At 60.0% G+C, this 12,189-nt stretch carries 12 protein-coding genes; 7 read left to right on the forward strand and 5 right to left on the reverse strand.

The features are described from left to right. Window positions 1-146 precede the first annotated feature (146 nt). Complete coding sequence (locus tag CFT68_RS05440) at window positions 147-1,562, forward strand: NAD-dependent succinate-semialdehyde dehydrogenase (RefSeq protein WP_088842384.1); 1,416 nt, start codon at window positions 147-149, stop codon at window positions 1,560-1,562. Between the two features lie 84 nt (window positions 1,563-1,646). Here the strand turns inward: CFT68_RS05440 and CFT68_RS05445 are convergent, their stop codons facing one another. Beyond that, the gene (locus CFT68_RS05445) at window positions 1,647-2,024 is read right to left on the reverse strand and encodes a ribosomal maturation YjgA family protein (protein ID WP_088842385.1); all 378 of its coding nucleotides are present in this window, start codon (window positions 2,022-2,024) and stop codon (window positions 1,647-1,649) included. 225 nt (window positions 2,025-2,249) lie between these two features. On the opposite strand from CFT68_RS05445, the gene CFT68_RS05450 reads away from it, so the two are divergent. Then, window positions 2,250-3,029: an oxygenase MpaB family protein gene (locus CFT68_RS05450; RefSeq protein ID WP_088842386.1), complete on the forward strand. Its 780-nt coding sequence runs from the start codon at window positions 2,250-2,252 to the stop codon at window positions 3,027-3,029. 94 nt (window positions 3,030-3,123) lie between these two features. Here CFT68_RS05450 and CFT68_RS05455 read toward each other — a convergent pair whose 3' ends face one another. Then, a complete protein-coding gene (locus tag CFT68_RS05455; RefSeq protein ID WP_088842387.1) occupies window positions 3,124-4,170 on the reverse strand; it encodes an LLM class flavin-dependent oxidoreductase in 1,047 nt (348 codons plus the stop codon). 327 nt (window positions 4,171-4,497) lie between these two features. Here CFT68_RS05455 and CFT68_RS05460 point away from each other — a divergent pair, with 327 nt between their 5' ends. The 3 genes from CFT68_RS05460 (at window position 4,498) to CFT68_RS05470 (ending at window position 6,164) form a co-directional block, all read left to right on the forward strand. Further along, window positions 4,498-5,139, forward strand: a complete 642-nt coding sequence (locus CFT68_RS05460; RefSeq protein ID WP_088842388.1) for a sulfite oxidase-like oxidoreductase — start codon at window positions 4,498-4,500, stop codon at window positions 5,137-5,139. Further along, window positions 5,136-5,894, forward strand: coding sequence for a ferredoxin reductase (locus tag CFT68_RS05465; protein ID WP_088842389.1), 759 nt, complete (start codon window positions 5,136-5,138; stop codon window positions 5,892-5,894). The genes CFT68_RS05460 and CFT68_RS05465 overlap by 4 nt, the downstream gene beginning before the upstream one ends. Window positions 5,895-5,981: 87 nt before the next feature. After that, window positions 5,982-6,164, forward strand: a complete 183-nt coding sequence (locus CFT68_RS05470) for a hypothetical protein (protein WP_088842390.1) — start codon at window positions 5,982-5,984, stop codon at window positions 6,162-6,164. A 70-nt stretch (window positions 6,165-6,234) separates the two neighbouring features. Here CFT68_RS05470 and CFT68_RS05475 read toward each other — a convergent pair whose 3' ends face one another. The 3 genes from CFT68_RS05475 to CFT68_RS05485 form a co-directional block, all read right to left on the reverse strand. Beyond that, window positions 6,235-7,005 (reverse strand): YdcF family protein, encoded by a 771-nt coding sequence (locus CFT68_RS05475; protein ID WP_088842391.1) that lies wholly within the window; start codon window positions 7,003-7,005, stop codon window positions 6,235-6,237. 218 nt (window positions 7,006-7,223) lie between these two features. After that, window positions 7,224-7,565, reverse strand: a complete 342-nt coding sequence (locus tag CFT68_RS05480; protein ID WP_088842392.1) for a thioredoxin family protein — start codon at window positions 7,563-7,565, stop codon at window positions 7,224-7,226. A gap of 232 nt (window positions 7,566-7,797) precedes the next feature. Further along, window positions 7,798-9,582 carry a DUF885 domain-containing protein gene (locus tag CFT68_RS05485; protein WP_088842393.1) on the reverse strand — a complete coding sequence of 595 codons (1,785 nt, stop codon included), beginning with the start codon at window positions 9,580-9,582 and terminating at the stop codon, window positions 7,798-7,800. Window positions 9,583-9,896: 314 nt separating this feature from the next. Here CFT68_RS05485 and CFT68_RS05490 point away from each other — a divergent pair, with 314 nt between their 5' ends. Both CFT68_RS05490 and CFT68_RS05495 read left to right on the forward strand, forming a co-directional pair. Beyond that, window positions 9,897-11,096: a lactonase family protein gene (locus tag CFT68_RS05490; RefSeq protein ID WP_088842394.1), complete on the forward strand. Its 1,200-nt coding sequence runs from the start codon at window positions 9,897-9,899 to the stop codon at window positions 11,094-11,096. Window positions 11,097-11,568: 472 nt separating this feature from the next. Further along, a complete protein-coding gene (locus CFT68_RS05495) occupies window positions 11,569-12,066 on the forward strand; it encodes a hypothetical protein (protein ID WP_088842395.1) in 498 nt (165 codons plus the stop codon). Window positions 12,067-12,189 lie beyond the last annotated feature (123 nt).

Consider the following 12,189-nt stretch of genomic DNA (forward strand, 5'->3'; position numbering starts at 1 on the left):
AAATAGTAGCGTGTACTTGGATGGCTCATGTGCTACGCACGCGTTAGGGGCGTAGTTGCAAGCCAGGCGCTGCAGCCAACCACAAGCCCCCCAGGCTTGTTTACAAGTTTGGTAGCTCAACCGTATTTTACCCTTCTTCCTTACTTATGGCAATTGAGTCATTCAACCCCTATACCGGCCGCGTAGAGCGACGCTTCCGGGCGTTTAGCTGGGCCCAGACCGAGCGCATTGTAGGCCAGGCCTACCGGGCCGCCGCCGAGTGGCGTACCACTTCCTTTGCCCACCGGGCCCGCCTCATGCACCGGGCGGCCGATCTGCTGCGGGAGCGGCAAGATGAGCTGGCCCGCCTGATGGCCATAGAAATGGGCAAGCCCGTGGTAGATGGCCGCGCCGAAGTGGTAAAGTGCGCCCTCACCTGCGACTACTACGCCGACAATGCGGAGGCCTTTCTGGCCGATGAAGAAGTGAAAACGGAGGCGCAGCACAGCTTTATTTCTCACGAGCCCATTGGAATTGTACTGGCCGTGATGCCCTGGAATTTTCCGTTCTGGCAAGTAGTGCGCTTTGCTGCGCCGGCTCTGATGGCCGGCAATGTAGGCCTGCTCAAACATGCCTCCAACGTACCGCAGTGCGCCCTGGCCCTGGAGAAAATCTTTCATGATGCCGGCTTCCCTCCTGCCACCTTCCGCACGCTCCTCATTGGCTCCGATCTGGTGAGCCAGCTGATTGCCGACGACCGGGTGCGGGCCGTAACGCTCACGGGTTCAGAGCCCGCCGGGGCTCAGGTAGCCGCCACCGCGGGCCGCGAAATCAAGAAAACTGTGCTGGAGCTGGGCGGTTCCGATGCGTTTATTGTGCTGGCTGATGCCGACCTAGAAGTAGCGGCTAAAACCGCGGCCCAGGCCCGCATGATCAACGCGGGGCAGAGCTGCATTGCGGCCAAGCGCTTCATCGTGGAGAAGCCCATTCTCAAGGAGTTCATCTCGAAGATGAAAACTCACTTACTGGCCTACCGCACCGGCGACCCGCTCGACGAGGCCACGCAATACGGGCCCCTCGCCCGCCCCGACCTGGCCGATGAGCTGACCCAGCAGGTAGAAGACTCCGTGAAGCAAGGCGCGAAAGTGGAGCTGTATGGGGGCCAGAGCAAGCCCGGCACTGCCCTGTTTCGGCCAACTATGCTCAGCCAGGTGAAGCCCGGACAGCGCGCGTACAGCGAAGAGTTTTTCGGCCCCGTTGCCATCATTCTGGAAGCCAAGGACGCCGACGATGCCATTCGGCTGGCTAATGACTCGCGCTTTGGGCTGGGCGCATCTATCTGGACCCAGAATGCCCAACGCGGTGAAGAGCTGGCCCGGCGCGTGGAGGCCGGGGCGGTATTCGTGAATAGCCTGGTGAAATCGGCGCCCGAAATGCCCTTTGGCGGCGTAAAGAAATCAGGCTATGGCCGCGAGCTTTCCCATTTGGGCATCAAGGAGTTCGTTAATCAAAAGTCTGTGTGGGTAGCGAAACCGACCACGCCCGAAGCCAAGAAGAGTGACTCCCGGAAGAAGGTAGAGTAAACCCACTGCCCCCAGAATACTCAACACGCCCCGCTTTCACCTAGGAAGCGGGGCGTGTTTGCGTTGTAGTGGCCTAGCCGCACTCTAGTTTCGCCGAAGGTGCTCCACGCCTACGCCCACTCCTACTCCTACCGTGTAGCATACCAGGTCGCTCCACAGAAACCCGTGACCCAGCACCAAACTTCCGAGGGTGGTGGCGCGCACGGCATTCAGACATGCGGGTTGGTAGAGCTGGCTGATTTCTATCGCAAAAGAAAACCCTAGTGCCAGCCAAGCAGTCTGCGCGGCAGGCCACTTAGGCCACCAGAACCGTAGCAACCAGAACACCAGCAGCGCCCAGAGGACGTCGCCGACGTAGGCAACTACCCACGGGTGCAGCCCCGCACCGTAGCGCCTGGAGGCTAGGCCTAGCAGCATAGTGATGCCTATACAAAGCGCATAGGGCCAGCGGCTTCTGTTCATGTAGTCAGGGGAAAAAGGCTGATTGGCGGGGGCCGTCTGGGCTGCTGCACGCGCAGGTTAAGTGGTAAGCCGGCCTTCAGCAAAAGATTGTGGGAACTGATAGGGATTGAGCAAAGCTACTACTTACTTTGCAATACAAAGTTCTTTTAAAACAATATTGACTCAATGTGCCGATTTTATCGGTGCGCTAGGCCACTGTTTTCACCAGTTAGGGGTTTCTACATCATGGAATATTTCGTTGCGCAAGGCTCCGTAGTGCGCACTATCTGGAGCAAGGCCGATACGGTGCTGTTAATCTTTGCGGGCTCAGCGGCGGAGTTTGCCCTGAATAAAGCTGTTGACTGGCTTTACTTTACAGGAAAGCTCCCATCTGACCCGCTGGCCCGGTTATTTTCTACCGTGGAGTACGCTCGTCAGATTGTGTTTGCCGACCGGGCCGGGGCCGAGCGCGCCATCGATACCATTGCTGCTATTCATGGGGCCGTGGAGGCAAAGCGCGGCATGTCTATACCGGAATGGGCCTACCGCGACGTGCTTTTCATGCTCATTGCCTACTCTGTTCAGGCATTTGAGCTGCTGGAGCGCCCCCTCACGCCCACCGAAAAGGGGGAGATTGTGGACGTGTTCTGTCGCGTAGGCCAGCGCATGGGCCTTACAGGACTACCAACCAGCTTTATAGAGTGGCAGGCGGCCCGCGAGGCGCATCTGTCTGATAACCTGGCCTACAGCGCCTTCACCACTGATTTGTACCAGCAGTACCGCAAGCATTTGGGGCCGGTACGCTACCGCCTGCTCCTGGAGGCGCAACGCCTGGTGGCTCCCCAGCAAGTGCGCGGGTTGTTGGGGCTAGGCCACCTTTCCTGGCTTCGGCCGGTGCTGCCGGTTTATCGGCGTACCCAGCACCTGGCCCTGAGCCAGTGGCTGCGTACCTCACTTTTGCCCACGGCCTACAAAGACCAGATTCTGGCCCTCGACCGGCAGCCTCCGGTTCGGCAGGCGGCCTAGGCTGCTTGGATAGTGTTTACTTTCTCCCAAAACACAAGCAGCTCCAACCTGTAGGTCGGAGCTGCTTGTGTTTTGTTTACATGATCCAGGCGCGCTAGGCCAGTTGGACGTTGGCTACTTCTGCGGAGGTCTGCAGGCTGCCTTTCAGCTCGGCCAGAATCTCGTAGGAACGCAGGCGGGCCGCAGGGTCGTAGATATGGGATACCACCATCAGTTCCTTCACCTGGGTTTTGTCGGCGAAGGCGGCCAACTGACGGGCTATCTTCTCGGGGCCGCCGATGAACACGTAAGTCATCATCTGACGCACGGCCGCTTCCTCCATGTCGCTCCAGCGGCCATTCATGCTCTCCACGGGCGGCTGCAGCGGCGCCGAAGTGCCCCGGATAATACCCAGCGCAAATGTGTAGAAGGAAGTGGCCAACTGTTCGGCTTGCGCATCGGTATCCGCCGCAATTACATTGATACAGGCCATAGGGTACGGCTCCTGAAGCTGCTCTGAAGGGCGGAAACTGCTCCGGTACAGGCGCAGGGCTTCGTGCAGATAGGTGGGCGCAAAGTGGCTCGCAAACGCAAAAGGCAGGCCTAGCATACCGGCCAGTTGGGCACTGTACGTGCTGGAGCCCAGCAGCCAGATCGGGATGTCTAGGCCTTCGCCGGGCACGGCGCGCACACGGCCGGTACGGTTTTCGGCGGAGAGGTAAAGCTGCAGCTCCTGCACGTTTTCGGGGAAGTCATTGGCCGATCCGCGGGCGTCGCGCCGGAGCGCCATGGCCGTTACCTGGTCGGTGCCGGGGGCGCGGCCCAGGCCTAGGTCTATACGGTCCGGAAACAGCGTGGCCAGCGTCCCGAACTGCTCGGCAATAACCAGCGGGGCATGGTTGGGCAGCATAATACCGCCCGAGCCTACCCGAATGCTTTTGGTACCACTGGCAATATGCCCGATCAGGATAGATGTAGCCGAGCTAGCAATGCTGGCCATGTTGTGGTGCTCAGCCAGCCAAAAACGCTTGTATCCCCACTGCTCCGCGTGCTGGGCGAGGTCTAGGCTGTTGCGAAAAGTATCGGCGGGCGTGTGGCCCGCCAAAATCGGGGCCAGATCCAGCACCGAAAGCGGTAGGCCCGCGAGTGACGTAGTTGTCATGGTTAGAAATTTCGATATTGATGAGCTGCTTCTCCTTGCTTAGCGCCAGAAACCACCGGCGGTAGCGTAGGCCAGTCATCAGGGAGGTGCGGGCATTGCCTGTAGCGCCTACCCCAGAAACGGCCTGCTGTGCCACTTTTGTTCAGGCGGCCCCGGAGAGGTTGTTTTCGGCAGGAGATGGGAAGAGAAGCAGAAGATGCTAAAACCCACTCCCTGCCCGAAAGGTTTATCAACCGCTACCCTATCGCCCTGCGCCTTCGCTTCTTGGGCAGCCAAGTGAGAAGGCGGCGGCCAATACACTCTAGTTCGTGCTTCCTATCTACTGCCATGCAAAACTCCTTTTTCAACCGCGGCTTTCAACGCAAGCGGCCCGCCGATACGGGCCATGTGCTGCCACCCGGCCAATACGAAACCCAGGATTTCCCAGTCCTCAGCGCTGGTCCTACCCCCAAGATTGCCACGGCTCGTTGGGAATTCGGGCTCGATGGTTTGGTAGAAACGCCCCAGAAATGGAGCTGGTCGGAGTTCAATGCCTTGCCCCAACAGGACCTCACGGTAGATATTCATTGCGTCACGCAGTGGTCGAAGTTCGGCACCAAGTGGCAGGGCGTGAGCCTCGATACGCTGCTGGCCCTGGCCAAGCCCCGGCCGGAAGCCCGCTACCTGATGGCGCACTGCTACGGCGGCTATACCACCAACCTGCCCCTCGCCGATGTACTTAATGGCAAGGCGTTTATCGGGCTGCAATATGATGGCCAGCCCCTTGCCCCCGAGCATGGCGGCCCGGCCCGGCTGGTGGTGCCACACCTGTACTTCTGGAAAAGCGCCAAGTGGATTCAGCGCCTGGAGCTGCTCTCCGAGGATGCGCCGGGTTTCTGGGAGCGAGCCGGCTACAGCATGTACGGCGACCCATGGAAGGAACAACGCTACCTCGACGATGATGAGGACTTAGCTAATTCTGCCTCATGAGTGGCCTAGAGTGGCAGCTGGCCGTTGTGGAGACTGTGCTGCAGGAAACCCCGCGCGTAAAAACGTTTCGGTTGCGCCTCCCGCACTGGCGGCCCCATCGGGCCGGGCAGCACTACAGCCTGCGCCTCACGGCTCCCGATGGCTACCAGGCCCAGCGGAGCTATTCCGTGGCCTCCGCTCCTGAGCAAACCGGCCACATTGATCTGACCGTGGAGCTGCTAGAGGATGGAGAAGTTTCCGGCTACCTGTTTGAGGGTGTGCTTCCCGGCGACCAGCTGGAGGTGCGCGGGCCCATTGGCGGCTACTTTGTGTGGGAAGCCACCTCTGCTGCCTCGCCGCTGCTGCTCATTGCGGGCGGCTCGGGCGTGGTGCCGCTCATGGCCATGCTCCGGCACCGCCAAAATACTGGCCTACAGAACCCGACGGTGCTGCTGTACAGTGTCCGGAACCCGGCGGAAGTGATATACCGGCAGGAACTAGAGGCCCTGGCCCGCGCCGATAGTTCGTTTACGCTGCTGCTCACCTACACCCGCCAGGCCCCGCCGCAGTGGTCTGGTTACCAGCGCCGCCCCGATAGTGCTATGCTGGCCGAGGTGGTAGGCCGGTTTATAACATCGCCGCACTGTTTTATCTGTGGGCCTAACGGACTGGTAGAAAGCGCCGCCAACGAGCTCGTGGCGCTCGGCCTGCCCGCCAGCACTATTCGCACAGAGCGGTTTGGGCCCGCTGCTGCCGGAGCTATTGCAGTCAATTGAGAAGCTTCCCGGATTTTATCAGCATTTCGCAAACCATGTAGCTACTTATATCCGTAGAGAGGCTGCCCTGATTACCTACCAACACCTATGCAGCCCCCATCCCCCGACCAGCCTTCTGCCATCAGGCAGCTGTTCAAAGACGACCCCTATCTTCACCAATTGCTTCAGCACCAAGCAGAACAGCTGGCCGGCACCCCTGGCTGGCCCGATACCGCGGCGGATGTATATGAGAAACTGTTGCGCCAGATTGAAGCCGACGTGTCTGGCTAACGCATAGCCTGCCCCTTGTTTCCTGCTTGGCTACCGCTAACTCCTATGCTCCTACAAGGCGGGCAGTGGCCTAGCGCACATAGCCCAGCACCCGGTACACGGCGTAGCCCACCATTTCGTGCAGTAGCACGCTCCACAGGCGGGGGGCTTCGTCGCTGGGCACCAGCCAGTAGGTGAGAGTGGTTTGCCGGTCGCTGGAGTAATAAGAAGCCGGAAACACGGCCGGCTGTAGGCCTACGGCCCGGAAACAACCCAGCGCCCGGCGCTCATGAAAAGCCGATGTTATTAGTACCAACGACTTAATATCGGGGTGCCGGGCCAAAAGCGCTTTGGTATTTAGGGCATTTTCGCGGGTATTGCGGCTGTTTTTTTCCAGAAGAATATCCTGTTGCGGCACGCCGGCCAACCGGAGCAAAGTGGTCAGCTCCTGCGCTTCGGCCCGGACTTTGGCGCCGGCCAAATCGCCGGAGCCGCCCGACACGATGATTTTGCGGATGCGCCCGGCCCGGTACAGCCACAACGTATGCAGCAGCCGGTCGGCGCCCTGGGCCACGTACACCCTATCGTGCGGCGACTTTCGGGTGGCAGTAATACCCGTCAGCAGAATGCCCGCATCATGGTGGCCTAGCGAGGTTAGGCGCACGGGCGGTACCTCCCAGGCCAGCAGTGCCTCATTCACGAGGGCCGCATTGGTGAGCAGCAGGGCCAGCCCCACGGCCGCTACCAGCAGCCGATTGCGCCATTTGGTGTGGCGCAACAGCAGCGCCAGCAGCAGCAGGCCAATAAACCACAGCATGGGGGAAATCAGGAAATCCAGAATCTTAGACAGCACGAAGAACATGGCGCAAAGCTACGTGCTGGTTCTGGAGTCTGCGGCCACGCAGTGGCCCGGCTGCCATTCTAGTCAGTGAGCATCCGGCCCCAAGCAGCTAAGCCACCAGGCCTGTAAGCTACGCCGCGCAGGTGGCCTAGCGGAAAAACAGCCACAGCAAAACGAGGGTAGCCAGGAAGCCGAGCAGCGCAATCAGGTCTTTGTGCACCCGGATGCGCATACGGCACTTAGAGGCTTGTTTCTTGCGGACACTGCTGCAAGCGCTCCAGCATAGTCTGCACTTCCTGCTCGCTGCGGAGGGTGTCGCACTCCAGCAGGCGGCCCCGGCAATACGCCACAAAAAAGGGAGCTACCCGTTCATTCATCATCTGTTTGGCCACCGGGTTCTCATCCGAATCCAGCCGCAAAAAGGCCGTATGCTGGAAACGTACATCCACAGAGAACTTCTCGAAAGGCGGCGCCAGAAGCTCACAAACGTCACAATTGGCCGACGTGAATTTCGCCAACACCCACGGAAAATCGTGAATCAAGGTGCGGAGGCCAGTGTCGTTGGTGTCGAGTACTTTCATGTGAGTGTGCTTTTTGCGCAGTTTAGATAACCAGGCCGCAACCGACTATGCGGCAGTTGTCGGGTTTCGGAGTAGACCACCGAGCCTACGGACTTCCTGCGCAGACAAAAAATCCGCTCCGGAAGATTCCCTCCCGAAGCGGATTATAATTATTACGCTACGTGCTGTCGTCACAAGTAGCTTGCGCCCAAGCTGCTAGAAGCATTCTTCGGCCGGACAGGCCGTCGCGCAACTACTCGCTTTTTTCTGTCATCATCTGACGTATGTATTTCACGGGGGCGCTGCCGTAGCTCAGGAACTTCTCGTGGAAGGTTTTGAGGTCGAAGGCAGAGGCATCGCGCTTTTTCAGCTCCTCACGCAGATCGTAGATTTCCGTCGAGCCGGTGAAGTAGCTGCTGAGCTGCACCTGGCTTAGGGTAGCGCGGCGCCACTTGTTGCGGGCCTCGGCTTCCTCCTGAAATCCATCGCGCAGCAGCATAGCCACCGCGGCCTGCTCCGAGATGTTGTTCACGTGTACCTCGTGGTCGAGGATGGTGTTCAGGGTCACGCGCATGTTCCACTTGTCCCACATCAGCCAGATTTCGTCGGTGTTGCCGCCGTAACCACTTTCCAGCATCATGCGCTCGGCGTACACGGCCCAGCCCTCAATCATGGCGCCATTCCCAAAGATGGCCTTCACCAAAGAAGGGCTGCGGTTGGCGTATACCAGTTGCGTGTAGTGGCCCGGAATGGCCTCATGAATGTTCAGAATCTGGAGTGTGTATTGGTTGTACTCGCGCAAATAGCTCTCGGCCTGGGCCATAGGCCACCCCGTGAGGGGCTCTACGTTGTAGTAGGTGTCGGCGGTTTTATCGTAGGGGCCGGGGGCCGAGATGCTGGCGCCCGCGCCGCTGCCCCGCATGTACAGCGGTGTTTCGCGTACTACCAGCGGCTTGGTGGGGTCCTGGGTCAGGAGCTTATGCTCATCCACCCAGCGTACCAGCGTGGGCATCTGGTCTTTCACGGCCTGCACAAAGCCGGCCGGGGTGGCGTGCTTCTCCGAGAGCTTCGTAATTACTTGCTTGATGAGCTGCACCGAGTCGGTGGGCTGGGGCTGGCCGGGGAAGTACTTGGGCCACAGGCGCGCTGCGCGCTTGCCCATGTCGTGCAGCAGCTCCTGACGGTGCTGCTGGGCCTTTTTATACACCTCATCTGCGGAGTAGCTCGACTGGATATCCAGCGCGAATTTCCGGTCGAAGAGCGGCTTGCTGAGGCGGAACGAGCGGAACTTGCCGGCCGGCAGCACCTCCTGCTGCAGGAAACGCACATACTCATCCATCACGAGGCGAGTGGTAGCAATGCGGTCAGTGATGTCTTTTTTCTCGGCGGCCGAGAGGCCCGACCGGGCAATGGAATCCTGGAGGGCTTTCCCGAACACATCTAGGCCACCCTGGGTCTGCTGAATGGCCAGGTTGGTATGCTCGCGGGTAGGCTGCTTGATGTTGGTTTTGGCGGCCTCGTAGTAATCGGCGGCGCGGCTGATTTTGAGGCTAATGGAGCGCAGGCGCCGGTCCAGGGGTTGGTAGCGGCCATTAAGAATTTCGGCCACCGAGCCGCCTAGGTTGTAGTTGGCGGGGTTCCACTGCCAGTCGCGCAGGGTATCGGCATAGAAGCGCGCCGACTCCAGGTAGTTCTGCAGCAGGCGGTAGTCGGTCTGGTTGTTTACCGAGAGGTCTTCCACCTTGAATATTGCCATCTCTTTGGCGCGGCGCTTGAGGGCAGCGGCTTCGGTCTGGCGGCGGCCGGCGTTGGGCACTACCAGCAGGGAGTCGTAGCGGTGGTAGCCCTGGCCGCTGGCCCACTCGGGGTTATAGTACCACAACGAGTCGATGAAGCGCTGCTTGTAGCGGTCGAAGTCGGCATCAACGGTTTCGGAAGTGCCGGAAGTGGGTTTGGTATCGGAGGAACAGGCACCGAGCGCCGCTAGGCCACTTAGGGCCGCCGCCAGCACCGGCCGGAAGAAGTAGTTTTTGTGCATCTAATGCGAAGTGAGAACGAGGGAAATGCCAAGATAGCGGACAAGGACTCCGTTTGGTGCTGCGGGTTGCGGCAGCGGCATTCTGTTCCACGCCTTCTAAGCGTTCTAGTTAAAGTATCAATAGCTGTTCATCATATCAGCGGAGCGGCAGGTGCTGGTTGCCAAAGTATCCTCTGCCCATTTCAAAACGTTAAGCCTATAAACAGCAGCCAGATTCACTGGTCCTCACGCCCAAAAAACCACCTTGCTCACGACCTAGGCCACTTGTGTGCTGCCGCTTGGTATCTTGCCCCTTCCTATTTACACCTATCCACATGCGTCATCCCTCTTCCCTGAATCGTCGCCGTTTTCTGCTCTCGCTGGGTGCGGGTCTTGCCGGCGGGGCCGTGCTGGCCGCCTGTGCCCGCGCGGGCCTAGGCTCATCGGAGGCGGCCTCCTGCCTGGTGTATGTGGGCTCCTACGGCCCTGCCGATCAGGAAAACATTGTCCTGTACCGCCTCACGCCTGCCACGGGTGCCCTCACGCGGGTGATTGGGGCGAAAGGTGGCGCCAGTCCGTCGTTCCTGACCGCGGATGGCCGCCACCGCTTCCTCTACGCCGTAAATGAGGTAGATAACTACCAGGGCACCCCCAACGGCGGCGTCAGCGCATTCGCCATTGATTCCACCACCGGAGGCCTCACGCTGCTCAACCAGCAGGCTTCGGGGGGCACCATCCCGTGCTACATCAGCCTCGATGCGGCGGGCCGACATGCCTTGGTGGCCAACTACGGCTCCGGCTCCGTGGCGGCCCTGCCCATAGGTCCCGGCGGCCAGCTGCAGGCGGCCACTTCCATTGATCAGCACCAGGGCCACGGCCCACATAAGAACCAGGCAAACGCCCGTGCCCACTGCCTGCTGCCCGCCCCAGGTGGCCGGCATTTCTTCGCCGTTGATTTGGGCAACGACACCGTGTACGGCTACACTCTGGAGGCCGCCACGGGCAAGCTCCTAGGCCACCCTGAGCCGGCCTTCAAGGCCAAACCAGGCGCGGGGCCGCGCATACTCACCTTCCACCCCAGCAAGCCCTTGGCCTACCTCATCAACGAGCTCGACTCCACGATGACAGCCCTAGCCTACGACGCCCGCCAGGGCACCCTCACCGAAATCCAGACGGTGCCCACGCTGCCACCATCTTTCACGGAGTGGAACGCCTGCGCCGACGTGCATGTGTCGCCGAACGGCCGGTTCCTGTACGGCTCCAACCGCGGCCACAACAGTCTCGTGGTCTTTGCCATTGATGAGAAAAGCGGCCGCCTCACGCTGCTGGAGCACGTGATGCTGCCCGGCAAAACGCCCCGCAGCTTCGCCTTCGAGCCCTCGGGCCGCGTGGTGCTGGTGGCGCATCAGCAGTCCAATACCATCGTCACGTACTTCGCCGATGCCAACACGGGCCGCCTTACCCCCACCGGCATCAGCGTAGAGCTACCTGCGCCCGTGTGCCTGCAAGTCTACCCCGACTTCCTGCGGGGGTAGCCCCTCGCCAGCTAGTGCAGTCTAGCCAAGCCGTTAGCCCCACGCCAGGAGAAGAAGCTAGTCTAGTTCCCCTCTATGGAGAGAGGTTAAGGATGGTTGATGAGGCCTAGAACGACCAAACCAGAACGTCATCCTGAGCTTGCCGAAGGATCTCGCGTGCTGACGTTGCAATGCTAATTCAACGAATCGGTAGGGATGCTTCGACTCCGCTCAGCCTAATGGTTACTGTGGCAACGTCAGCACGCGAGATCCTTCGGCAAGCTCAGGATGACGTTCTAGGTAGACCGTCATTATGTGGTCGTACTACAGTATCGTTCTAGGCCAGTCAACCACCCCTAACCCCTCCTCAGCTGAGGAGGGGAACTAGATTAGCTTCTTCTCCTGGCTTGGGACTTGGATGAAACACCTCGCACTTTTCCGGATTGGTCTGTCGTTTGCGTAGCAGCTCCATACGCTTCCTCTTCCCTACTCTATGAAACTGCTCGGTACGCTGCTGTTGCTGCTAGGCCTCTCCACCTCCCTTTGGGCCCAGCAATCGGGCTCCGTGCGCCGCCTCGATGAAAGCAACGGGTTCCGGGGCCTGCCGTTTGGGGCGCCCCTCACCGAGGGGCTGCACCTGAAGCTCATCCAGGACAGCGGCGACGAGAAAATATATGAGCGCACCGACGAGGATCTGCGGTTGGGTTCGTTCTCGGCCACCCGCATTCACTACAAGTTTTTCCAGGGCCAGTTTGCCGCCGTCACCATCATCGTGAAAGGCGCCGACCAGGCCCAGCGGGTGCTGCCCGCCTTCCAGAGCATCTATGGCCCGGGTCGCATGGAAGGCTTCAGCTGCAAGTGGCAGGGTGAGCAGGTGGGCCTCTCCTTCGCCTCCTGGAGTGCTGACAACGCCATCTTGGCCATGTCCAGCCTCCCCCTGACTGTGAAGATGAAGCAGGCGAAGTCAGCCGGCAAGGGGCCGAGGAAGTAAGGAACTGTGAACTGTCTATTCGACCATACACAGCCCGTCATGCTTCGACTGCGCTCAGCATGACGGGCTGTGTATGGTTCTAGGCCAGTTCAATTACCTCTACCCTATTCGCTCGTCTCTCAC

Source organism: Hymenobacter gelipurpurascens (assembly GCF_900187375.1).
GTDB lineage: Bacteria > Bacteroidota > Bacteroidia > Cytophagales > Hymenobacteraceae > Hymenobacter > Hymenobacter gelipurpurascens.